This is a genomic window from Streptomyces sp. NPDC088261, assembly GCF_044740805.1.
In the GTDB taxonomy this organism is placed as follows: domain Bacteria; phylum Actinomycetota; class Actinomycetes; order Streptomycetales; family Streptomycetaceae; genus Streptomyces.
Genome location: NZ_JBIURL010000002.1, coordinates 108,235 through 131,939, shown reverse-complemented (window position 1 = coordinate 131,939; position 23,705 = coordinate 108,235). Strand labels below are relative to the sequence as shown.

Below are 23,705 nucleotides of genomic sequence, written 5' to 3'. Positions count from 1 at the left end.
GAACCGCACATGACCCGTCACACGGTGGCGCCCAAGGGCCAGGGCGGCCGGGGCGCCTTCCGCCGGATCGGTGACGCCGTCCGGGCCGCGCGCCCCGGCGACCTGGTGGTGGTCGCGCCCGGCTCGTACCCGGAGGCGGTGGTGCTCGACCGGTCCGTCACTCTGGCGGCGGACGGCGCGCCCGGCTCCGTGACCCTGGCCGCGCCGGCCGGGGACGGGCCCGCGCTGACCGTGACGGGCCGGGACTGCGCCGTACGGGGTCTGACGGTACGGGGAGCCGACGCGGGCGACCCGGCGGTGAGCGTGACACCGGGCGGGGGCCTGGTCCTGGAGGACTGCGTGGTCCTGGACGGCCGGGTCCAGGCCCAGGGGGCGGAGGACGAACTCCCGGCACCGGACGGCGACTTGACGGAGGGCGCCGGGCCGGCGGAGGACCACGCGGGCGCCACGGCGCTGCTGCTGCGGCGCTGCCGGCTGGAGGGCGCGAGGCTGGCCGGGCTGCGCCTGGCCGGGGCCGTACGGGCGCAGCTGGACGACACCGTGATCGGCGCGGTCGAGGGGACGGGCATCGTCCTGTCCGGCGCGGCGCGCCTGGTCGCCGTACGGCTGCGGCTCGACGGCACCACGGGGTCCGGGGTACGGCTGCGGGGGCGGGCGCGGCTGCGCCTCACCGATTCCGTCCTGCACCGGGCCGGGCGGTCGGGGCTGTTGCTGGAGGACGGCTCCGAGGCGACGGCGGAGGAGGTACGGATCGACGCGCCGGGCTCGGCGGGCGCGCACCTCACGGGCGCGGCGCGGGCCGAACTCACCGACGTCCGGATCCGGCAGCCGCTGGCCAGCGGACTGGTGGTGGCGGGCGGGGCGGCGCTGACGGCGCACGGGTGCGTGGTCTCCGGCGCGGGGGCCAACGGGCTGCTCGTCGGCGACGCGGCGGAGGCGCTGCTGACCGACTGCCGGATCGACCGCAGCGCGTTCAGCGCCGTACACCTGTCCGGTACGGCCACCGGGCGGCTGACCGACTGCCTGGTGCGCGAGGGGGCGGAACACGGCGTCCATGTCACGGACGCGGCCCGCGCGGAGCTGACGGACTGCGCCCTGGGCGGCCTCGGCATGACCGGGGTGGCGGTCCTCGACCGGGCCGCCGCGACGGTCACGGGCTGCCGGATCGACGGCGCGGCCTCCGGCCTCGTGGTGGGTTCGGCCGCCGGGACGCGCGTGGAGCACACCACGGTGAGCGCCACGGCCAGGACCGGCGTCCAGATCGCCGAGGGCGGCGCCGCCGCGCTCACCGGCGTCCGGATCACCGGCGCGGGGGCGGCCGGGGTGGTGGTCGACGCCGGGGCGGACGTCACGGTGAGCGGCGGGTCGGTGGAGGACTGCGCGGGGTCCGGGATCGTCGTATGGACGGGGGCGGAACCGTCGTTCACCGAGGTACGGATCCACCGCCCCGCCAAGAACGGCGTCTTCCTCGCCGAGGGCGCCGGCGGCACCTTCACCTCGCTCGACGTGACGGGCGCCGGTTTCCCGGCCCTGCACGTCGGGGCGTCGGCGGAGCCGGTCTTCCAGCGGTGCCGGATCCGTGACTGCGCCGAGGCGCTGGGCGAGGACGCGGGGGCCACGCCCGTACTGGAGGACTGCACGGCGGACGGGGCGCCGCTCGTACGGCCCGGGACGGACACCGCGCCGGCGGCCCTTCCCGCGCCCTCCTCGCCGGGGACCTCCTCCCCCGCCGCCGCCTCCTCGGAGGACCCCGAGGCCGACGAGGAGCATCTCGACGACCTGCTGGCCGAGTTGGAGGAGCTGGTCGGTCTGGACCGGGTCAAGCACGACGTGGGTTCGCTGGTGCAGCTGATGCGGACCGTCCGCCGCCGCGAGGAGGCGGGCCTGCCGGCCCCGCCGCTCAGCCGCCATCTGGTCTTCGCGGGCAACGCGGGCACCGGCAAGACGACGGTCGCGCGGCTGTACGGCAGGCTCCTCAAGGCGCTGGGGCTGCTGCGGCGCGGGCACCTGGTCGAGGTGGACCGTACGGCCCTGGTCGGCGAGTACGTCGGTCACACGGGTCCCAAGACGACCGCCGCGTTCACCCGGGCGCTGGGCGGGGTGCTCTTCATCGACGAGGCGTACGCGCTGGCGCCGCCCGGCGGCGGCAACGACTTCGGCCTGGAGGCCGTGACCACCCTGGTCAAACTGATGGAGGACCACCGCGACGACATCGTGGTGATCGCCGCGGGCTATCCCGAGGAGATGACCCGTTTCGTCAACTCCAATCCGGGTCTGTCCTCCCGCTTCGGCCGGACGCTGGTGTTCGAGGACTACGCGGCGCCCGAACTCGTCTCGATCTTCGAACACCAGGCGAGGGAGCACCGGTACGAGCTGACCCCGGCGGCCAGGGAGGCCCTGACGGGGCTCTTCGAGCGGCTCCCCCGCGACGAGGGCTTCGGCAACGGCCGTACCGCGCGCCAGACCTTCCAGGAGATGACGGAGCGCCAGGCGCAGCGGGTGGCGGAACTCGGGGCTCCGACGCAGGCGGAGCTGATGAGCCTGGAGACCCAGGACCTCCCGTAGAAGGCAACGGCCCGGCCGCCTCCGTGAAGCGGTGCGCACAGGGGCGATATTCGCTTCGATACCGCCCGGTAATGGGCTACACCTCGTACGCGGTATTGCGCGCAGCGTGAGGGACATTCTCACGGAGCGAGGAGAGTTGACGGGCCGGAAGATCAGCAGTTCAATCACGGACGTATAGTCGAATCGTCTGGTCGAACCGCCGGCACGGAGAGCGGCACAGCGGGCGGCACATCCCCACCGTCCCGACTCCCGAGGACCCTTCGGGCAGTACCCGCTCGCGGTCCGGCGATCCCCCCACAGTCGCCCATCCCACCAGAGGGTAAACATGTACCGCAGAATAGTGCCCGGCATATGCGGCCTCACGCTGCTCGCCGCGGGCGCGTTGTCCGTACAAAGCGGCATCGTTCGCACCGAGTCCGTGGCCACCGCGTCCGCCACGAAGGCTGTCGCGGCTCAGGCCCTGTCCGAGCCGCAGATCGTCGCGGCGGCCGGCGCCACCACCCCCTTCGTGACGGTCGAGGCCGAGACCGGAACGCTGGGCGGCGGCGCCCGCGTCCGTTCGATCGCCCCCGGCGCGGCGGCACCGACCAAGGCCACCCTGGAAGGCGAGGCCTCCGGCTATTCGCTGGTCGAATTGAAGGCCAACGGCGATTCGGTGACCCTGCCGAACAGCACCGGCAAAAACGCCAATACGCTTGTGGTACGCGCCTCCATTCCGGACTCGGCGGCGGGCGGCGGCATCGACGCGTCGCTGAACCTGTACGTGAACGGCACGTTCCGTCAGGCGATCACCCTGAGTTCCCGGCAGGCGTGGAACTACCGCGGCGCGACGACGAATCCGGACGATCCCCGCGCGGGCGGAGTGGCCTACCGCTTTTACAACGAGTTCCCGGTCTGGGTCACGGGTGCTCCCATCGCCGCGGGCAGCACCATCAAACTCCAGAAGGACTCGGGAAACACGGCCGCCGTCTATGACGTCGATTCCGTGGATCTGGAGAATGTCGGGGCGGCCCTGGGCCAGCCGGCCAACTCGATCTCGGTCGTGAGCAACGGCGCGGACCCGAACTTCTCGAAGGACTCGACGGCCGCCATCCAGACCACGGTCGACGCCGCCCGGACGCAGAAGAAGTCGGTGTGGATCCCGGCGGGCAAGTACCTGACGAACAGCCTGGTCTCCAAGCCGCTGGACTTCACCGGCGTCAAGGTGCAGGGCGCCGGCATGTGGTACACCACCCTCTACCGCAAGGTGCCGCTGCCGGCCGGCTCGTGGCGCTCGCAGATCTCGATCGGTACGGGCACGACGCTGACGGATCTCCAGATCGACGCCAACGCGGTCTGGCGGGGCATCGGCGGTGACGGCGGTTCGGACTACGGAGTCAACGCGCAGGGCACCGGCTGGCTGGTCGACCGGATCTGGACGCGGCACATCGACGCCAACTGGCTGTCGGGCACCGACGGTGTCGTGCAGAACAGCCGGACCGCGGACAGCTACGGCGACGGTTTCAACATCAACAACGGCAACACACCGAACGCGAACAAGCTCGGCCAGAACATCACGGTCAAGAACAACTTCGCCCGCAACACCGGTGACGACTCCTTCGCGACGTACTCCGACGCGGGTGCCAGCGGTACGAACGGCCAGGTGACCGGCGCGAAGATCCTCAACAACACCGCGATCGCGCCCTGGTGGGCCAACGGCATCCGGGTCGCCGGCGGCAAGAACGTCGAGGTGCGCAACAACCTCGTGAACAGTGTGTCCTCGAACAACGCCCTGGAAGTCAGCGTGTTCGGCGACACCGGGCGCCCTCTGGAGTCCGCCACGATCACCGGGAACGTCCTGAACGGTGGCGGCGGCTGGAACGGCCTTCGGTACGGCGCGAACGTGGGGTCCACGTCAAGCACCTCGCTGTTCCCGAACGCCTACTCGAACGTCACCATGACCGACAACATCATCCGAGGGTCGCTCACCGCGGGACTCAGCGTCACCGGCCCCCGCGTCAACCTGACGCTGACGAACAACACCGTCGACCGCCCGGCCAAGCAGGGCATCTGGGTGGCGAAGGGGGTGACCGGCACCGGGACGTTCACGGGTAACACGATCAAGAACCTGTTCGCGGGCCAGGTCGCCCAGCAGAACGACTCGCCCTCCACGTTCAAGATCACCGGCTGATCGTTTCCGGTCTGCTCATCGGTCCGACTCGCGGTCGGGTCCGCGCCTCGGTTTCCCGGCGCGGGCCCGACCGTGGTGCGTGGGGCGGCGCGACGGGTGGCGGCCGCCCCCTCGGGTGACACCGTCGCCTTCATCGGAACCCCCGGGGTGAGACACCGGACTTCACGCGCGGGCGTACTCCTCCGGTATCGCCCCGCACCCCTCCCCGCTCCCGTGAATGGATGATTCTCGCGCCGGTTCGTGTCTCTTCGCGAACAGATTCCGTTCTCTTATTCCAGGAACGGTCCGCTTGGCGGAGGGAACGGAAATGCACGGCGAAGAGGAGGGCGGCGGCGCGGGCGCGGGCGGCAGGGGTACGCGGCCGGCCGCGCGGCCTTCCTGGTGGGAGCGGAATCCCATCGCCGCCAATGGTGTGGTGGCCGTCGTTGTCGCGATCATCGGGGTCATGGGGACGATTCTTGTCTCCGAAATGACGGACGGCACGGGCCGGAGCGGCGCCAGGGACATGGGCCGCGACGACGGAAGGCCGCCGGGTCCGCCGCCCGGCCCGCCCCCCTTCGGAGGGGGCCCGCAGCCCACCGTGGACATCGACCAGACGGACGGTTTCCGGCTGGGGGGCGCCCTGAGGCTGTCGGGTACGGTCAACGGGCTGCCCGGTTCGCACGCCCTGTGGGCCGTCGTACAAGACCCGTCGAACGATACGTATTTCATTCCGGGTGATCCGTGCACGGTCACGGCATTCACATCATGGAAATGCGACGATCTGCCCGCGGGGCTGAATTCCTCAGCGGGAAAGACGTATATGGTGCACGTCGCGCTGGTCGACGCCTACGGCGCTCACGCCATCGCCGCATTCGACACCGCGGTCCGCCTCGGCGAACAAAAAGCGGGGCTGGCCACGCTGCCCGACCACATCGAGCTGTTGGAGCACGTCGTCGCACGGCGCACCGGCTGACGCGCGACCGTACGCGAGCGAACGGGCCCCACGTCACCCGTCACCCGTCACCCGTCACCCGTCAAGAGGAGTTCTCATGCAGGCCGTCACCGTCCACGACCGAGACGCCGGTACGGGCGGACTCGCCCTGACGGAACTCCCCTACCCGCACGCCGCCGAGAACGACGTCATCGTGCGCGTGCACGCCGCCGGCTTCACGCGCGGCGAGCTGTCCTGGCCGGCGACGTGGACCGACCGGGCCGGCCGCGACCGTACGCCGAGTGTGCCCGGACACGAGCTGTCGGGGGTGGTCGCCGAGCTGGGGTACGGCACCACCGGCCTCACGGTCGGCCAGCGGGTCTTCGGCCTGGCCGACTGGACCCGTAACGGATCGCTGGCCGAGTACGCCGCCGTGGAGGCCCGTAACCTGGCACCGCTGCCCGCCGACGTCGACCACGTCGTGGCCGCCGCGCTGCCCGTCTCGGGGCTGACCGCGTGGCAGGGTCTGTTCGACCACGGGCGGCTCACGGCGGGGCAGACGGTCCTGGTGCACGGCGCCGCCGGCGGTGTCGGGTCGATCGCGGTCCAACTGGCCCGCGAGGTGGGCGCGCGGGTGATCGCCACCGGCCGGTCCGCCGACCGGGACACCGCTCTCGGCCTGGGCGCCGACGCCTTTGTGGACCTCCGGGCGGACCGGCTGGAGGACACCGGAGGGGTCGACGTCGTGTTCGACGTCATCGGCGGCGAGATCCTGGACCGCTCGGCCGCCCTGGTACGCCCCGGCGGCACCCTCGTCACCATCGCCGCCCCGCCCACGGTCGGGCCGGAGGACGGCCGGGCCGTCTTCTTCGTGGTGGAACCGGACCGGGCCACGCTCACCGGCCTCGTACGGCGGGTGAGGGACGGACGGCTCACGCCGGCGGTCGGGGAGGTACGGCCGCTCGCCGAAGCACCTGCGGCGTTCGCGCCGGGCCCGTCCGGCCGGCGCGGCGCCGGGAGGACGATCATCCGCGTCGTACCGGAAGGCGCCGCGTAGGCGCCTCCCGGTCGCGAGCGGGAGCAAGACTATGGGCGAGGAAAGCGAAAGAGCTTGTTTCTTAGCAGGAATTGAGAAGGAAGCCCTTTCATGGCCTCGCCGTCGGCAACGCTAGCACTCAGCCCGGGATCACGTCGCGCAGGTTTTCGAGGGTGATGACCCGGGAGTCCGGGTGCAGCCCCTCGGGACGTTCGATGCCGAGGTACGTCACGGGCTCGTCCGGGACCGGCCCGCCGTCCCACAGCTCCACCGCCGTGGCGTCGTCGGACATCAGGCCGACCAGGTATCGCAGCGTCAGGTGCTCGCGCTCCACGACGGCGCGCACCACCTTGGACACCGACACCTGGTGCTCCTCGACCCGGTTCTCCGACGAGAGGCCCGTCAGGTACAGGTGCAGCCACATGGCGTGCCACCGGCCGTCGTCGTCGCGGCGGAACACCAGCGGCAGCGCCACCCGGCCGGCCCCGCGGAGCTCCGACTTCATCCGTACCGTACGGGGCTCGAAGGGCCGGCCCTTCTGCTCACCGTCGCGCAGCATGAACCCGAAGAACGACTCCTCCACGTCGTCGAAGCCCTCGCCCGCGTAGATGTGGACCTGCGGGACGACGAAGGTGCCGCGCACCCGGTTCAGGGACAGGTTGATGAATTCGGTGGCGCCGTCGGGTGCCTCCGTGAGGTCGCCGGAGTGCTCGCCCCCGACGGCGGTGAGAGAGGTGTACGAGAGCCAGGACTCGGTGCCGTACTCCGAGTTGAGCACCAGCGCCGAGAGGTCGTAGTCGGTGCTCTCCTCGGCCTCCTTCCAGTACACGAAGAAGCGGAGCTGCTCGCCGTCGACGGCGGAGACCGACCCCCGGGGCAGGACGCCGAGCCCCGCCGCGGTCGCCCGGCCGCTGAGCGGGAGCGCCACGTCCAGGACGTCGGGGCCGAGCAGGAGCCGGCCCGGCGCCGGGAGCCTGCGGCGTATCTCGGCGTCGAGGGCGGCGATCAGCCGGTCGCGGTCCGCGGCGGGGACGGGCGGCCGGACGTCGGGGGCGGCCCAGCCGCGGCCCCGGCTGTTGACGAAGATCCGGGGCGCGCCGGTCTCCCGCCCCCGGTTCTGGAAGTGCTCGCGGACGGAGAGCACGACGCGGCCGGACACCTCGGGAGCGACGCGCACCGCGGCGGCCACCACCGCGTCCCGCTCGTCCTGGCCGGCGCTGATCCGCAGGAGGAGGTCGAGCGTACGGAAGAGCTTGCCGGGGGCGGAGGACAGCAGCCGCACGGCGCCCATGACGTCGGAGTCGCCGAGCAGCTCCTCGGCGCGGCTGTCGAAGGACCGCGCCTCCTTCTCGCCCCGCGCCACGGCGAACACGTCGGCGGCGTGCGGCCAGCGGGGGTACTCGTGTGGGTGCAGGCGTTCACCGAGCCGCTTGAACGGCTCACGGTGCGCGTGTACGTCGGCGAGCTTGGCGGGGTTCGCGGCGACCAGGGCGTCGAGACCCGCGAGCAGCGCGCGGCGAGCGGGCCGCGACAGCGCGCGGAACCGGGTCGGCTCCCGCAGGGTGACGTCGCCGCCCGACAGCGCGCAGGCCAGCCGCAGCACGTCGGTGACGGTGTCCAGCAGGAGGTCGGCACCGACGGCGAGACGGGCGGCGTTGACGACCGCCCGGTTCTCCCGTACGGGGATCGACTCCGGCTGGGGGCCGAGCGCGCCCCACCCGGCGAGGGTCGCGAGGTCGCGCAGGTGCTCCTCGCCGAGCGGAGTCGTACTGCCCGCCAAAGCCAGGTACAGGTCGGTGAGTTCACCGTCCAGGTCCCGCCCGGGGTGCAGTACGGTGACCCGGTCGCCGGCCGAGGCGATCAGTTCGTCCTGCGCCGCGAGCATCTCCTCGTAGGTGTGCTGGTACCGGCCGTACGTGGGCAGCCCGAGCAGGTCCACCACACCGTGGGCCAGCTGTATCAGCACGTTCTCGCGCGACTCCTCGTCGGCGAGGGCCGTGGCGACACACCGCATCCAGAAGTCCTCGGTGTCGGGCACGTTGGCCGGAAAGTCGATGAAGTACGCGTTGTGCCGGACGTGGTCACCCACCATCACCGCCACGGTCGCCAGCACCCGCTCGGCGGTGTCCACGACCACGTCCTCCGCCAACCCCGACAGCCGCCCCAGCAACTCCCCCGAGAGCTTGAACCCCACGGAAGCCAGCGCCACGTCCAACTGCCGCGCGGCGGCGGCCCCTTCCCCGGCGGGGCCCTCAGGAACGGGAAGACGGTGGGTGTGCCGGATGACCAGCGATGCGAGAGGGTGCGCCATCCGTGGATGATCGCAGAGGGGTACGAGCCGGCGCACCGGGTTTACCGGCGGTCAGTTCGCGTCGGGACGGCCCGTGAGTTCGCGGGCGCGGCGGACCGTCGCCGCGTCGACCATCGCGCCGTGCGGGTCGCGGAACGCGCCGCTGCCCGCCGTCACCCGGTCCTCGAAGAGGTCGAGGAGGGCGTGGGCGTCGGCGAGTTCGGCGGGGTCGACGCCGAAGACCTCGTTGGCGACCGCGACCTGGTCGGGGTGGATGCAGGCGCGGCCCTGGAAGCCGAGCCCGCGCAGGTGCGTGCTCGACGCGCGGAACCCCTCGATGTCCGTCGTGTGGACGGAGACGGGCGCGACGGCGGAGGCGAGGCCGTGCGCCGCCGTGTGGGCGACCGTGAGTCCGCGCGCCCAGTCGAGCAGCCGGTCCCCGGGGAGGGGGTCGGGGGCCATGCGCAGGTCCGCGCGCAGATCGACCTCGCCGAGTTGGAGGTGACGTACCCCGGGGCGGCCGGCGATCGCGCCGAGGGAGAGCAGTCCGACGGCACTCTCGACGAGCAGTCCGAGGGCGACGGCCGGGGCGCCGGATCGCACACCGCCTCCGGCGGCGACCAGCGCGACCAGTGTGTCCAGGTCCGCACCCGGCGCCGCCTTCGGGACCCACAGCCCGTCGACCCGGCCCGTGGCGAGCAGCGCGCGGGCGTCGGCCAGCCCGCGGGCGCCTTCGTTGATCCGTACCCACACCTCGGGGCCCTCGTCTCCGCCCCGTTCCCCGGCGAACGCGACGGCCGCAGCCCGCGCCTCGTCCTTCTTCGACGGCGCGACCGCGTCCTCCAGGTCGAGGATGAGCGCGTCGGCCCCGGAGCGCTTCGCGGCCCGCAGAAAACGGGGCCGGTCGGCGGGAACGTACAGGTGGGAGCGGGGTGGCTGACCAGGCATGGGCACTCCTTGCACATCATGAATCAGATGATGCATTTTCTATGTCGATGATGTAGCTTACGACTCACCATACTTCAGGCCTGGACCCCACGTACGAAAGTGGTCGTGGCCTCCGGGCTCGTGAGCCGGACTCGTAACTACGGGAGGACCGCGGCGTGTTCGAAGCCGACAGCGTGACGATTACCGTGCTGGTCGAGAACCAGGTGGACATGCTGCTGCCCGACCAGGCCAGCCCCACGGGCGAGAGCGGGACCGACGGCGTGGACGACCACTGCGTCTCCCGCTACGGACTGATCGAGCACTTCGACCCGAAGCGCCTGCCGCCCCAGGCGGAGAACGGCATCAGCTTCCTGGTCGAGGCGGTACGGGGCCGCCACACCACCCGCGTCCTGTTCGACGTCGGCCTGACCGGCACCGTGCTGGAACACAACATGGGCGTGCTCGGCGTCGACCCCGCCTCCATCGACCATGTGGTCATCAGCCACGGACACCCCGACCACTTCGGCGGGATCCACCGCTTCCTCGACCTCGCGGGACGCCGGATCCCCGTCGCCACCCACGCCGACGCCGAACTCCCGCGCTACGCCGTGATGGGCGACGGCCGCACCTCCTCCGTCTACAACGCCGCGTTCCGCTTCGGCGAGGTCGAGCGGTCGGGCGGCGTGCCGGTCCTGACCCAGGACTCGCTCGACCTCGGGTGCGGCGTGCACACCACCGGGGTGATCCCCCGGAAGGTCGCCTTCGAGGCGGGCGCCGCGCCCGCCTTCAAGCCCGGTGACCCCGGCCTCTACCAGGTCGCGCCGGACGGCAGGCTGCGCCGCGACGAGGTGATGGACGAGATGGGCCTGGTCATCGACGTGCGCGGCGCGGGGCTCGTGGTCCTCACCGGCTGCGCGCACGCGGGTGTCATCAACACGATCCACCAGGCGCGCGCCGTGTGCGGCCCCAAGCCCGTCCGCGCCGTGATGGGCGGCTTCCATCTCGGCTTCCCCACCACCCCGGCGGAGAACGTCGACCTGACCGCCGCCGCCTTCGCCGAACTGGAGGTCGCCACCGTGATGCCGATGCATTGCAGCGGACTGCGCACCCACACCCGGCTGTCCACCGACAGGTCCGCCCACTACGTGCAGCCCGCGGTCGGTACCGTGCTGCGCTTCGGCCGCTGATGACCGGCGACCTGCGGGGCATCCGGGTGATCGCGGTCGAGCAGGCCGTCGCGGCACCGCTGTGCTCCCGCCATCTGGCGGACCTGGGCGCCGAGGTCATCAAGATCGAGCGGCCGGGCGGCGGGGACTTCGCGCGCGGCTACGACGAGAGCGTGTACGGCCAGTCCAGCCACTTCGTGTGGCTCAACCGCGGCAAGCGCAGCGTCGTGCTCGACCTGAAGTCCGAGCCGGGGCGCGACGCGCTGCGCCGCCTGCTCGCCGGGGCCGACGTACTGGTGTGCAATCTGGCGCCCGGCGCGCTGAACCGGATCATCACCGACGAGGCGCTCGCGGAGCTCAACCCGCGCCTGGTGCGCTGCTATCTGTCGGGTTACGGGCCGAGCGGGCCGTACGCCGACCGCAAGGCGTACGACGCGCTGGTGCAGGGCGAGGCCGGTACGATCTCCGCCACCGGAACCCCCGAGACCCCGGCGAAACCCGGTGTCTCGCTGGCCGACCTGGCGGGCGGGACGTACGCGCTGAGCGCCGTCACGGCGGCCCTGTACGCGCGCGAGAGGACCGGCGTGGGCCGGCGGATCGACGTCGCGCTCTTCGACGTACTGCTGGAGTGGATGAGTCCGCTCCTGCTCGCCGAACTGCACTCGGGATCCGCGCCGCCGCCGGCCGGGATGCGGCACGCCAGCATCGCGCCGTACGGCCCGTACACGACGGCCGACGGTCAGGACGTGCTGATCGCGGTGCAGAACGAGGGCCAGTGGCAGCGGCTCTGCCGTACGGTGCTCGACCACACGGAGCTGCTCGACGACCCGGCCTTCGGCTCGAACAGCGCGCGGGTACGGCACCGGGAACGCACCGAACGGGCCGTACAGGCGCGGCTCATCACCCTGTCCACGGCGGAGGTCACGGCCCGGCTGGAGGCGGCGGACGTACCGTACGCGCGGCTGAACCAGATCGCCGACGTCCTGGCGCATCCGCAGGCGGAGGCGACCGGACGCTGGTCGGAGGCCACGCTGCCGGACGGGCGGGCGGTACGGGTGGTCACCTCGCCGCTGCACCGGGTGCCGGAGCCGCCGGGCGGGCGGCGGGTGCCCGCGCTGGGCGAGCACACCGGGGACGTACTGCGCGAACTCGGGCTCGCCGAGGCGCCGGCTCCCGCGCCGGTCGCCGAATAGATCCCCGGACCTCCGGAGCGGACGTCCGGTCGTCCCCCTCACCGAGGAAGGGCGGCCGGACGGCTTCGGGGCGAGGCCCTGTCGAAGAAGGCCCGCTTCCGGTTCAGTCGTTGTCGACGTCGAACGGGTCCGCGACGTCCCGGCCCGTCAAGTGCCGCCCCAGCGCCTGGAAGCTGCGCGAGAGGTGCCACTCCGTCGCCTTCGCGAGCGCGGCGCCGTCACCGAGCCGGGCGGCGGCCAGCATGGACCGGTGTTCGTTGGAGGTCTCGTCGGCGCGGTCGTGCAGCACCTGGAGCACGTCCCAGGGGAACTTCTGCCAGAGCTGGTCGATCTCCGCCGCCAGCCCTTCGTTGCCGCACTTGGCGTAGAAGAGGAAGTGGAACTGGTAGTTGGCCGCGTTCAGCCGCGCCCGGTCCCCCTCCTCGGCCGCCTGCTCCATGTCCGCCACCAGCCGTTCGGCGAGGTCGATGTCGAGCGGGGAGAGCCGCCGGGCGGCCCGCTGCATCGCGTACGGCTCGATCAGACGGCGAAGGAGGTAGACGGTCTTGACCTGTTCGTACTCGGCGTCCGCGACCCGGACGCCCTTGTGCGGTTCCCCGACGAGCACGCCCTCGGCCTCCAGCAGCCGGAGCGCCTCGCGGACCGGGGTGATGCTGGTGTCGAACATCGAGGCGAGGACGTCCTGTTGGATACGGCTGCCCCGGGGCAGCTCGCCCTCGCTGATCATCCGGCGCAGCTCGGTGGCGATGTGGTCGCGCTTGGTGGGCGCCTTGACCGTCTTGGCCGGCTTCGCGGGCTTCGGCACGCCGCCGTCGGTGGCGGTGCTCCTGAGGCGGCGGGACTGCGGCGGCATGTCGTTGTCCTTGTCGTTCGGCGCGCGGCGCGTGGTGAGCGCCGGACGGTGACCGGTGGAGGGTGTCGGGATCTACGAGTGTCGCATCGGTCCGGCGGATCAACGGACCGGCGGGGACGCACAGTTGGCGGCCCTCACCGGTCGGGCTCCGGGGCGGCGGCGCGGTGGAACGCGGTGAGGGTGGCGGCGAAGGCCTCCGGTGCGTCCAGATACGCGACGTGGCCCGCACCCGGCACCACGGCCGTGGAGCCTCCGAGGCGCCGGGCCAGGGCGGCGGCGGGGGCGGCGCCGACCCGGTGGTCCCGCGCGCCCCGTACCACCTGGCACGGCAGGCCGAGCGGCCCCGGGTCGACGTGTCCGGCCCAACCGAGCGTCGCGCGCAGCGAGTCGAGCAGGACCGTGGGACGCGTCGCCGCCATCGCGCGGTACAGCAGGTCGGCGTGGGCGGGATCGCCGCTCAGCACGGTGCTGTCCACATACGCCTTCGCGAAGCGTTCGGTGCCGTCGCGCGCCAGCAGGGCCTCGGTCTCGGCGGGCCTGCGGGCGGCCTCCGGGCCGTCGGCCGGGGGGAATCCGACGAGGGTCAGCGACCGAACGCGATCCGGACGCCGCTGGGCGAGGGCCAGAGCGATCAGCGCCCCGAGTCCCGAGCCGACGACGTGTGCCGGTCCGGCCGCCCGGTCCAGCGCCGCCGACCCGGTCTCCACGGCCCCGTCCACGGTGAACGGCTCGGCGGCGCGGGCGCCGTGTCCGGGCAGGTCGACCGCATCCAAGTGGGACACGTAGGGGCCGAGATGGCGCACCGCGGGCGCCCAGGTGCCGGCGTCGCCGCCCCAGGTGTGGAGGAGAAGGAGAGGGGTCACCCTCGAAGTCATAGGCACCTCATACCAAGATGATGCATTCTCTGGAATCTTAAGTATAGCTATTGCATGTCAGGCATCGTAGCCCCAGAATCCCCGGTATGACCACGATCAAATCGGTGCGCCACAGCGAGGGCGACAAGCGCGGCGGCCCCGTGGACAGTGCGCGGGGGTCGGCGGGACAGGCCGTACCGGTCGGCGGTGACGCCGGCGCCACGGTGCGGCTGGACGGGCTGACCATGCGTTTCGGTGAGCGCACGGTATCCAAGGACATCAATCTGACGATCGGCGCCGGCGAGGTGCTGTCCATCGTCGGGCCGTCGGGGTGCGGAAAGACCACACTCCTCCGCGCGGTGGCCGGGCTGATCCGGCCTGCCGACGGTGTGGTCCGCATCGACGGCCGGGCGGTGGACGGCACCCCCGACGGTGTGGCGATGGTCTTCCAGCACTTCGGCCTCTTCCCCTGGAAGACGGTCGAGTCCAATGTGGCGTACGCGCTGCGCGTACGCGGGACCGGGAAGAAGGAGGCGCTGGAGCGGGCCAGGGAGCTGATCACGCTCGTCGGGCTCTCCGGCTTCGAGAAGTCGTACCCGCATCAGCTGTCCGGCGGCATGCAGCAGCGCACCGGCCTGGCCCGGGCGCTCGCCGTACGGCCCCGGCTGCTCCTCATGGACGAGCCCTTCGGCGCGCTGGACGCCCAGACGCGCGAAGTGCTCCAGTTCGAACTCCTGCGCATCTGGCAGGACCACCCCGTGACGATGCTGTTCGTCACCCACTCGATCGACGAGGCCGTTCTCTTCGGGAACCGGATCGCCGTGCTCAACGGCCGGCCCAGCGGCGTCGCCGAGCTGATCGACGTACGGCTCCCGGCGCACCGGGACCGGTCCGTACTGGCCACACCGGAGTTCCTGGCGATCCGTGAGCGGGTCTGGTCCCTGATCATGAACGCCGACTCGGGCCGCTGACAGCACACGGCCTCCCCGTCACACCACTTCAGCATGCACACCACTTCATCGGTCACACCACTTCATCGGTCACACCCACCCTCAGTCATGCCATGCCCGCCGTGCACCTGGGCGCGGAAGCAGAAGGAGCAGTTCTCATGAAGATTCCGCGGCGCAGGTCCGCCCTGGTCGGGGCGGCCACCGTCCTCGCCCTCGTCGGTGTCCTCTCCGGTTGTGGCGACAACGGCTCGGACACGGCCGCCGGTTCCGCGTCGGGCGGCAAAGGCGGCGGCGGCAGGATCACCATCGGTGTGCCGGGCATCCCGCCCATCTTCCTCAACACCGTGATGTACGTGGGCGAGAAGCAGGGCTTCTTCAAGGACCGGGGCCTCGACGTGACCCTGCGCCCGCTGACCACCGGTGCGGACGTCGGCCGCGCGGTCCAGAGCGGTGAGATCCAGGGCGGCATCATCGGGACGCCCGGCGCGGTCGCGCTGCGCGCCTCCGGCGGCTCGATCGTCTCCGTGATGGGCTTCCCCAAGCCGACCTACCTCCTGGCCAGCACCGACCCCGGGGTCACGACCTGCGAGGCGGTCAAGGGCAAGACGGTCGCGGTGGACGCGGTCGGCGCGCCGAAGGCCCTCGCCCTGGCCAGCATGCTCGACAGCTGCGGACTCGGCCCGAAGGACGTCAGCACGATCAATGTGGGCGGGCCGCCCACGGTCGACGCGCTGGTGGCCGGCCAGGTCAAGGTCGCCGTCCTGCACCCGGACGAACTCGCCACCGTACGGGAGAAGATCAAGCCCGGCACCAAGGTCGACGAGATCATGACCCTGGCCGGAGTCGACCCGCTGGAGCACTACACGGTGCTCGTCACCTCCAAGAAGGCACTGGACGGGCCGGCCCGTGAGCAGTGGGTCAACGTGGTCGCCGCCGTACGGGAGTCCATCGCCTACATGAACGACCCGGCCCACATCAAGCAGGTCGCCGCGGTGGCCTCCGGGGTCACCAAGGCCCCCGAGAGCGTCACGGAAGCGGCGCTGCCGACGTTCCTCTCGCTCGGCGTCTGGCCGAAGTCGGGCGACGGCCTGGACCGTAAAGCCATCGAGCACACGATCGAGGGCGCGGTCGCCGCGGGCAACGTACCCCAGCAGAAGGCGCCCACCTACGACGAGCTGGCGGACCCGTCGGTGTTCGCCGACGCGACGGGCAAGTGACCGGATGATGGCCACTCCCCCGCCGGAGGACACCGGAACGGGCACCGGCACGAAGACTTCGGGGGTACGGCCCCGGGCCCGCGCCGCCCGCCGTCTGATCCCCCTCGCCGTCTCCGCCGCCGGCCTCGTCGCCGGCCTCGGGCTCTGGCAGTGGGCCGGCGTCCGCGACCCGGTCCTGTTCGCCACCCCCGGCCGCTCGCTCTCGGCGCTGGCCACCCTGACCGAGGACGGCTCGCTGCCGAGCGCGCTGCTCTCGTCGGGCCGGCTGCTCGTCGTCGGCCTCGCGCTGGCGATCGTCGCCGGTGTCGGAGTCGGGCTCCTGCTCTCCCGGGCCCGGCTGCTGCGCAGCAGTACCGACTGGCTGCTGTTCGCGCTCCAGTCCGTCCCGATCGTCGCGCTGGCCCCGCTGATCCTCTCGGCCTTCGGGTTCGGCCTGCCGGCGAAGACCCTGGTCGTCTTTCTGACGGCCGTGTTCCCCATTCTCGTCAACACCGCGGAAGGAGCCCACCGGGTGCCCACCACACTGCTCGAAGTCGCCCGCACGTTCCGCAGCAGCGAGTGGCGGATCTGGAAGGACGTCCTGCTGCCGCACACCGTGCCGTACGCGATGACCGGTGTGCGCCAGGGCATCGCCATGGCCTTCGTCGGCACCCTCGCGGCGGAGTTCTTCCTCAACGCCAGCGGGGTGGGCGGGCTGCTGCTCGCCGCGAGCACCCGCTTCGACTCGGCCACCGTGCTCGGGCTGACGCTCCTCGTGTCGGTGCTCGCCGTCGCCCTGATGGGCTGCGGCCGGGCCGTCGAGGGCTACTTCGCCCGGTGGCGGGAGGTACGCCCATGACCGCCACCGGCATCACGACGGGCCCGGACGCGGCCGCGCCGTCCGGCTCCACCGGGAAGGGCCACCGGCCCCCGCGTGCGGGCCGGCCGGTCGGCCGACGCGCCGACGTGCTCGGGAAGCTGGGCGTCGCCGCCCTGGTCCTGATCGTGTGGGAGGGTTCCGTACGGCTGTGGCTGCCCGACTACCTGCCCACCCCCACCGGCGTCGCCGGATCGGCCTGGCCGACCCTCAGCTCGGCGGAGTTCCATACGGCGCTGGGCGAGACCCTCGGCGGGGTGGTCCTCGGCCTGCTCCTCGGCTGCGTCGCGGGCACCGCGCTCGGCCTCGGGGTCGGCCGGGTGCCGTGGCTGCGGTATCTGATCTCCCCGTACGTCAGCGGCCTGTACGCCATGCCCATGCTCGCGATCGTCCCGATGGCGACGATCTGGCTCGGCTACTCCGGCGAGACCCGGCTGGCCGTCATCGCCCTCTCGGCGTTCCTGCCGTGTGTGGTCAGCACCGGCGACGGCGCCCGCAACGTACCGCTCCAGCTGTCCGAACTCGCCCAGATGCTGCGGCTGTCCCGTCCGCGCGTGGTGATCGACGTCCTGCTGCCCGCGACCCTGCCGTTTGTCGTCGCGGGCGTCCAGGTCGCGGTGGGGCGGGCCCTGGTCGGCGCGGTGGCGGTGGAGTTCCTGGCCAGCCTCCCGGGGCTCGGGACCTTCATCCTCACCCACGCCCGCTCGTTCGACCAGGACGCCGCGTTCGTCGCGGTGCTCGTGCTCGCGCTGCTCGGGATCGCCGCCCGCACCGGGACCGAGGCGGCGCTGCGCCGCCTCGCGCCCTGGCATCTGCACGTCAACCGCTGACCGCTCCACCGTCCGTCACCCGCCCGCCCCGCCCCGCCCCCGTACAGAACCAAGGAGCAAGACATGCCCGACGACGGCGGCACCCAGCCGTTCCGGACCGAGATCACCGCAGGCATGCGTGTCGAGTGGGACGTCCCCATCACGATGGACGACGGGGTCGTGCTGCGCGCCGACGTCTTCCGTCCGGTGACCGACGCACCGGTGCCGGTGATCATGACGTACGGGCCGTACGCGAAGGGGCTGCCCTTCGAGCGCGGCTATCCCAGCGCGTGGGAGGCGATGGCGCGGGACCACCCCGACACCGTGGCCGGGACCTCCAACACGTATCAGAACTGGGAAGTGGTCGACCCGGAGAAGTGGGTGCCGCACGGCTACGCCTGCGTGCGCGTCGACTCGCGCGGCACCGGCCGCTCCCCCGGCCGCGTCGATCCCTTCTCGCCGCGCGAGACCCAGGACTTCCACGACTGCGTCGAGTGGGCGGGCACCCGCGACTGGAGCAGCGGGCGCGTCGGCCTCAACGGCATCTCCTACTACGCGATCAACCAGTGGCAGGTCGCGTCGCGGCGGCCCCCGCACCTGGCGGCGATCTGCCCGTGGGAAGGCGCGTCGGACTTCTACCGCGACGGCTCGTACCAGGGAGGCATCCGCTCCACCTTCTGGGAGCACTGGTACGACATGCAGGTGAAGACCGTCCAGTACGGCGTCGGCGAGACCGGCGGCCGCAACCCGAACACCGGCCAGCTCATCTGCGGCGACGAAGCGCTCACCCCGGCCGAACTGGCCGCGAACCGCACCGACCTCGGCGCGGACATCGCCGCGCACCCCTTCTACGACGCGTACCACCGGGAGCGGTCGGCCGACTGGGACGCCATCGACGTCCCGGTCCTGAGCTGCGGCAACTGGGGTGGCCAGGGCCTGCACCTGCGCGGCAACGTGGAGGGCTTTGTACGGGCGGCGTCCCGCGCCAAGTGGCTGGAGATGCACGGCCACGCGCACTGGCCGCTGTTCTACACCGACTACGGCGTCGACCTCCAGCGGCGGTTCTTCGACCGCTATCTCAAGGACGAGGCCAACGGGTGGGAGGACCGGCCGGCGGTGCAGTTGCAGATACGGCACGTCGACGCGACCTTCACACCACGCGGCGAGGACGCCTGGCCGCTGCCCTCCACCCGCTGGACGAAGCTCTACCTGGACGCCGCCGGACCGTCCCTCCTCACGGAGGGCGCCGCGTCCGACGGTACGGCGGGCTTCGCCGCGCTCGGTGACGGCGTGGAGTTCAGCACCCCACCGCTCACCGAACAGACCGAGATCACCGGCCCGTTGGCCGCCAAACTGTTCGTCTCGTCCAGCACCACCGACGCCGACCTGTTCCTCGTCGTACGGGTCTTCTCACCGGACGACGAGGAAGTCGTCTTCCAGGGCGCGCTCGACCCGCACACTCCCATTGCCCAGGGCTGGCTGCGCGCGTCACACCGACGCCTCGACCCGGTACTGTCCACCGCCCACCGCCCCTACCACCCGCACGAGGCCGCCGAGCCCCTGGAGCCGGGCACGGTGTACGAACTCGACATCGAAATCCTGCCGACCTGCCTGGTCGTCCCGGCCGGGTACCGGATCGCGCTTCAGGTGCGGGGCAAGGACTACGTCCACCCGGGGCCCAGCGCCCGGCTGTCCAACCTCAAGAACGACCTCACCGGCTGCGGGCCGTTCCTGCACAACGACGACCGCGACCGGATGGCGGGGACGTACGACGGACACACCACCGTCCACACGGGCGGCGCACACGCCTCGTACCTGCTGCTCCCCGTCATCCCGGAGAGGTGACCGCACCACACCGCATCACACCGCACCGCACCCGTCCTGTTCCGCGCCCGGAGGAAGGTCAGAGGATTTCGCCGGGGATCGACCGGTACGTCTCCTGGAGGCGGCCCAGGACGGGGTGGTCCGAGGGGAATCCGGTGTCATCGATCGCGGACAGGGCGCGGACCCCCACACTGGTGTTGGTCGCGAAGGCCGCCGCCATGCCCTTGGCCTCTTGCGGTGTGACGGGAGCGACCCGGTGCCCGGTGTGTTCGGTGTGCTTCTGGAGCAGGGCCATGGTGACACCGGGGAGCACGGGACCGCTCGGCCACACCACGGTGCCGTCGTGGTCCACGAATCCGGCGTTCCACGTGCCGCCCTCCGTGACGAGGCCGTCGCGGCCGACGAACAACGCGTCGTCGAAACCGGCGAGTTGCGCGGTACGGCGGGCGTGCAGCGCGCCGAAGAGCCCGACGTGCTTGACCTCGGGGAGGTCACGTTCGTACGGCACGCACAGGGCCCGCAGCGGCTCCGGCGGCAGGGCGCCCGCGCCCCGTACGGACACCAGGACGCGCGGCTCGTCGGCGCGGGCCGGGTGGACCATGTCCACCGCCGGGTCGTAGACCGTGACGCGGACGACGCAGGGCCGGCCGGTCACACCGGCCAGGCCCTGCCGTACGTGGTCCCGCACCCGGCCGGTGTCGAGGTCCGCGCCCCACACCGTCCGGCAGTCGCGCACCAGACGTTCCAGATGGAGCGAGAGGCCGCGGACGCGGCCGTCCGCGTCCACACGCATGGACGTGAAGTGGCCGACGTTGGTGAGGGCCAGAGGAAGCAGGTCGTCCGCGGACACGGGCGTCCCGTCGAGTGTCACCGTCACAGGTCCGAGACCCTCGCCTTCGGCAGTGCCCGCAGGGTCGCCTGGGCCTTGAGCAGCATCTCCTCGTACTCCGCCGTGGGATCGGAGTCGAGCACGATCGCGCCGCCCGCACCGATGGTCAGTTCGCCGTCGTGGCTCACGGCGGTGCGGATCGTGATGCTGAGGTCGGTGGTCCCGGTGTATCCCATGAAGCCGATGGCCCCGGAGTAGATCCCCCGGGCTTCCCCCTCCAGCGCGTCGATGATCTCCATGGTACGCAGCTTCGGCGCCCCCGTCATGGATCCGCCGGGGAAGCAGGCCCGTACCGCGTCCACGGCGGACGTGCCGTCGCCCAGTCTCCCGGTGACCGTGGAGACCAACTGGTGCACGGTGGCGTACGACTCGGTCACCATGAGCGCGGGAACGGTGACACTGCCGATCTCGCAGATCCGTCCGAGGTCGTTGCGGAGGAGATCCACGATCATGAGGTTCTCCGCGCGCGTCTTGGGATCCATCTGCAAGGAGCGGCGCCGCTCGTCGTCGGTGCGCGGGTCGGGGTGGCGGGGGGCCGTTCCCTTGATCGGTTTGGTCTCCACCGTGCGCGCGGCGTCCACCTTGAGGAAGCGCTCGGGTGACGAGCTGAGGACCGTGACCGCGCCGAGGCGCAGGAACGCCGCGTAGGGAGCGGGGTTCAGCCGGCGCAGGCGCTGGTAGTAGGCGAGATCGTTGGCCGGTGCGGGCAGGCGCAGTTTGTTGGTGAGGCATATCTCGTAGCTCACGCCCTCCCGCAGCCGGCGGTCGCACTCACCGATGTCGGCGAGGTACTGGGTGCGCGAGCGGGCCAGTCGTCGCGACGCGTCGTGGCTTTCGGCGCGGGGCGGCGGAGCCGTGTCGGCCTCCTGGGGTGTGGGCAGGTCCGCCAGGGCGGTGACCACCGCGCCGATCCACTTCTGGGCGGCGGCGACGTCCCGCTGGTCGCACACCGCGACCACGTACGTACGGTTCTCGGCGTGGTCCACGGCGATGAAGCGGTCCGCCTGGAGCCACACGGCGTCCGGGGTCTCCGACCGGTGGGCGCGCCGGGCGCCGAGGTCGGCCTTCAACTCATAGCCGAAGTAGCCGACATAGCCGCCGGTGAAGTCGAAGGGCAGCTCCTCGGAACCGGCGACCACCCGGCCGGTGCGGCGGTTGAGGGCGTCGAAGATGGTGCCGCCCTCCACGCGGGGCACACCTCCGGCGGGGTCCACGACCACGTGGTTGTCCTCGACGCGGTAGGTCAGCATCTCGTCCCCGGGCTCTTCCGCGGAGCCGAAGAAGGAGAAGCGGGCCAGGCCCGGTTCGACGTGGGAGCTGTCGAGCCAGAAGGAACGTGCGCCGGCGCCGTACAGGGTGAGGAACGCGGCCTCGGTGTCGACGGCGCCCTCCAGGACGCTGATTTCCGCCTGGAGTTGTACGGGGTCCGGGTGCGGAGCCGACAGTGCGCCGGGCACGGACACCCCGTTGACGCCGCCGCCGGCCCGACGGTCACGGATGCTCGTACCGCCGCCGTTCAAGCCCGGGGCGAGGGCCAGGTCACGGAAGTTCGCGAGGAGCAGGGCTCCGTGTTCGGTGCAGATCGACTCGGGGTGGAACTGCACGCCCCACCAGGGCCGTTCGCGGTGGGCCAGGCCCATGACCACGCCGTCCTCGGCGCGTGCGGTGATCGTGAGGTGGGCGGGCACGGGTTCGGCGACGCTCAGTGAGTGGTAGCGCACGGCGGTGAAGTCCTGGGGGATGCCCGCGAAGAGTCCGTCGCCGTGGTGCCGGATCGTGGACAGGTGGCCGTGCCGGGGCTGCGGGGCGGGGACGATCCGCGCGTCGGCCAGGAGTCCCATGCCCTGGTGCCCGAGGCACACGCCCAGGACGGGGAGCCGGGTGTGCTCCAGGACGTCACGGGAGCGGCCGAAGTCGCGGGAAACGGCCGGGTGCCCCGGTCCCGGTGAGATGACCGCGGCGTCGAAGCTGTCCAGATCGAGGTGGTCCCAGGCCGCGGCGTCGTTCCGTACGACGACGGGCGGGATGCCGTACACCTTCGCCAGCAGCTGGTAGAGGTTGTAGGTGTAGGAATCGTAGTTGTCGATCAGCAGGACGCGCATGGGCGGACACCAAGTGGTTGTGGGAGGCGGAGAGGAGGGGTGTGCGGGGCACCTCACGGGGCGTCGGTCGTCACCGTCGACCAGTCGAAGGGGACGGAGTCGACGACGTCCAGCTCGTGGCACAGCTGCCGCAACCCACTGAAGTCCTGGAGGAGCCGGCCGCTGCCCGAGCCGTTCTCCAGGTCGCGCAGCATCTCTCCGCCTCCCTCCACTCCGAGCAGGTCGAGGATCCTGGCCCAGGTCGTGAAGTCGTGGGCGGCGAACGCCTCCATCCCGTCGGCCAGTTCGGCGAGGAAGCAGCCGCGCTGTTCGGCGTCGAAGCGCTTCCACGCCTCTTGGGCGACGGTGCTCGCGATGGAGGCGTGGCAGTACTCGTCGCGGTTGTGCAGGACGGCCGTCAGGCGGTTGAGGGGCTGGATCTCGTGATCCTCGGCGATGAGGTCCAGGTGGGCGTTGATGGAGACTTCCGCGACGGTGGTGAAGGCGAGGGAGACCAGGGCCTGTTGCCCGGGTGTCCCGGCGGCGGCGAGCCGGTGCGCGTGCCGGCGGGTCTTGTGTCCGAGGGGGAGGACGGAGTCGGGCATGCGCCAGCCGCGTTGCCGGCGCGTCACGGCGCTGGCGTTCAGGTGCATCAGTGTGTGGTACTGCTCGTCGACCATGGCCTGGGTGACCGCGATCTCCATGGACCCGTCCAGCCCCGTGTCGAAGACGCCTCTGGCGATCAGGCCGAACCCCGTGTTGACCACGTACTGTTCGATGTCCATGACGTTCTTGTTGAACGCCACCCAGCCCCACGCGAGGAGCTTGGCCTTGACGTCGTCGTCGAGGCCCAGATAGGTGGGATGGTTCCGGAACGGCAGGAGGGCGACGGGAAAGTCCGGCCTGTCGTGCTCGAACACGTCGTCGAGCGTCTCCTCCCGCCGCCTGACCGTGGCGCGCCGGTTCCAGTTGTCGGCGAGCCTGCTGATGATGGCGTTCTCCACTGCGTCGTTCGGATCGTGTTCGGGGAGCGACCGCAGCCGTTCCGCCACGGAGTACGCCCCGAATTCCGGATTGATCATCCCTGTGATCTCCCCTGCTGTCGATGGATG

18 protein-coding genes are annotated in these 23,705 nt (G+C 71.6%); 11 read left to right on the top strand and 7 right to left on the bottom strand.

Features of this window, described 5'->3' with window-relative positions; all coding sequences use genetic code 11:
* The first annotated feature begins 9 nt into the window (after window positions 1-9).
* The 4 genes from ACIODU_RS04555 (at window position 10) to ACIODU_RS04540 (ending at window position 6,705) form a co-directional block, all read left to right on the top strand.
* A complete protein-coding gene (locus ACIODU_RS04555) occupies window positions 10-2,565 on the top strand; it encodes a right-handed parallel beta-helix repeat-containing protein (RefSeq protein ID WP_401763822.1) in 2,556 nt (851 codons plus the stop codon).
* Window positions 2,566-2,890: 325 nt separating this feature from the next.
* On the top strand, window positions 2,891-4,735 hold the full coding sequence (locus ACIODU_RS04550; protein WP_401763820.1) for a right-handed parallel beta-helix repeat-containing protein: 1,845 nt from the start codon (window positions 2,891-2,893) through the stop codon (window positions 4,733-4,735).
* Between the two features lie 307 nt (window positions 4,736-5,042).
* Window positions 5,043-5,690 carry a hypothetical protein gene (locus ACIODU_RS04545; protein ID WP_401763818.1) on the top strand — a complete coding sequence of 216 codons (648 nt, stop codon included), beginning with the start codon at window positions 5,043-5,045 and terminating at the stop codon, window positions 5,688-5,690.
* Between the two features lie 76 nt (window positions 5,691-5,766).
* Complete coding sequence (locus ACIODU_RS04540; RefSeq protein ID WP_401763815.1) at window positions 5,767-6,705, top strand: NADP-dependent oxidoreductase; 939 nt, start codon at window positions 5,767-5,769, stop codon at window positions 6,703-6,705.
* A gap of 118 nt (window positions 6,706-6,823) precedes the next feature.
* On the opposite strand, the gene ACIODU_RS04535 is transcribed toward ACIODU_RS04540, so the two are convergent.
* Together ACIODU_RS04535 and ACIODU_RS04530 are read right to left on the bottom strand one after the other, a co-directional pair.
* Window positions 6,824-8,995 (bottom strand): hypothetical protein, encoded by a 2,172-nt coding sequence (locus ACIODU_RS04535; RefSeq protein ID WP_401763811.1) that lies wholly within the window; start codon window positions 8,993-8,995, stop codon window positions 6,824-6,826.
* Window positions 8,996-9,046: 51 nt separating this feature from the next.
* Window positions 9,047-9,922, bottom strand: a complete 876-nt coding sequence (locus ACIODU_RS04530) for an HpcH/HpaI aldolase/citrate lyase family protein (protein ID WP_401763808.1) — start codon at window positions 9,920-9,922, stop codon at window positions 9,047-9,049.
* A 155-nt stretch (window positions 9,923-10,077) separates the two neighbouring features.
* Here ACIODU_RS04530 and ACIODU_RS04525 point away from each other — a divergent pair, with 155 nt between their 5' ends.
* Both ACIODU_RS04525 and ACIODU_RS04520 read left to right on the top strand, forming a co-directional pair.
* On the top strand, window positions 10,078-11,088 hold the full coding sequence (locus ACIODU_RS04525) for an MBL fold metallo-hydrolase (protein ID WP_401763806.1): 1,011 nt from the start codon (window positions 10,078-10,080) through the stop codon (window positions 11,086-11,088).
* A complete protein-coding gene (locus tag ACIODU_RS04520) occupies window positions 11,088-12,260 on the top strand; it encodes a CaiB/BaiF CoA-transferase family protein (protein WP_356419396.1) in 1,173 nt (390 codons plus the stop codon). The genes ACIODU_RS04525 and ACIODU_RS04520 overlap by 1 nt, the downstream gene beginning before the upstream one ends.
* Before the next feature lie 103 nt (window positions 12,261-12,363).
* Here the strand turns inward: ACIODU_RS04520 and ACIODU_RS04515 are convergent, their stop codons facing one another.
* Window positions 12,364-13,113, bottom strand: coding sequence for a GntR family transcriptional regulator (locus tag ACIODU_RS04515; RefSeq protein ID WP_401763803.1), 750 nt, complete (start codon window positions 13,111-13,113; stop codon window positions 12,364-12,366).
* Window positions 13,114-13,247: 134 nt separating this feature from the next.
* The gene (locus ACIODU_RS04510) at window positions 13,248-13,976 is read right to left on the bottom strand and encodes an alpha/beta fold hydrolase (protein ID WP_401763800.1); all 729 of its coding nucleotides are present in this window, start codon (window positions 13,974-13,976) and stop codon (window positions 13,248-13,250) included.
* Between the two features lie 98 nt (window positions 13,977-14,074).
* On the opposite strand from ACIODU_RS04510, the gene ACIODU_RS04505 reads away from it, so the two are divergent.
* The 5 genes from ACIODU_RS04505 to ACIODU_RS04485 all read left to right on the top strand — a co-directional run bounded on the left by ACIODU_RS04505 (window position 14,075) and on the right by ACIODU_RS04485 (window position 19,644).
* Window positions 14,075-14,938 (top strand): ABC transporter ATP-binding protein, encoded by an 864-nt coding sequence (locus ACIODU_RS04505; RefSeq protein WP_356419403.1) that lies wholly within the window; start codon window positions 14,075-14,077, stop codon window positions 14,936-14,938.
* A gap of 137 nt (window positions 14,939-15,075) precedes the next feature.
* Window positions 15,076-16,134, top strand: a complete 1,059-nt coding sequence (locus ACIODU_RS04500) for an ABC transporter substrate-binding protein (protein WP_356419405.1) — start codon at window positions 15,076-15,078, stop codon at window positions 16,132-16,134.
* Window positions 16,135-16,138: 4 nt separating this feature from the next.
* A complete protein-coding gene (locus tag ACIODU_RS04495) occupies window positions 16,139-16,972 on the top strand; it encodes an ABC transporter permease (RefSeq protein ID WP_401763796.1) in 834 nt (277 codons plus the stop codon).
* On the top strand, window positions 16,969-17,820 hold the full coding sequence (locus tag ACIODU_RS04490) for an ABC transporter permease (RefSeq protein WP_401763794.1): 852 nt from the start codon (window positions 16,969-16,971) through the stop codon (window positions 17,818-17,820). Before ACIODU_RS04495 ends, ACIODU_RS04490 begins: the two co-directional genes overlap by 4 nt.
* A gap of 63 nt (window positions 17,821-17,883) precedes the next feature.
* A complete protein-coding gene (locus ACIODU_RS04485) occupies window positions 17,884-19,644 on the top strand; it encodes a CocE/NonD family hydrolase (RefSeq protein ID WP_401763791.1) in 1,761 nt (586 codons plus the stop codon).
* A gap of 58 nt (window positions 19,645-19,702) precedes the next feature.
* On the opposite strand, the gene ACIODU_RS04480 is transcribed toward ACIODU_RS04485, so the two are convergent.
* Genes ACIODU_RS04480 through ACIODU_RS04470 form a run of 3 tightly spaced genes read right to left on the bottom strand, consistent with a single transcriptional unit; the run spans window position 19,703 to window position 23,675 of the window.
* Window positions 19,703-20,500 carry an aminotransferase class IV family protein gene (locus tag ACIODU_RS04480; protein WP_401763788.1) on the bottom strand — a complete coding sequence of 266 codons (798 nt, stop codon included), beginning with the start codon at window positions 20,498-20,500 and terminating at the stop codon, window positions 19,703-19,705.
* The gene (gene pabB, locus ACIODU_RS04475) at window positions 20,497-22,614 is read right to left on the bottom strand and encodes an aminodeoxychorismate synthase component I (RefSeq protein WP_401763785.1); all 2,118 of its coding nucleotides are present in this window, start codon (window positions 22,612-22,614) and stop codon (window positions 20,497-20,499) included. Before pabB ends, ACIODU_RS04480 begins: the two co-directional genes overlap by 4 nt.
* A gap of 53 nt (window positions 22,615-22,667) precedes the next feature.
* A complete protein-coding gene (locus ACIODU_RS04470; protein WP_356419422.1) occupies window positions 22,668-23,675 on the bottom strand; it encodes a diiron oxygenase in 1,008 nt (335 codons plus the stop codon).
* Window positions 23,676-23,705: the final 30 nt, after the last annotated feature.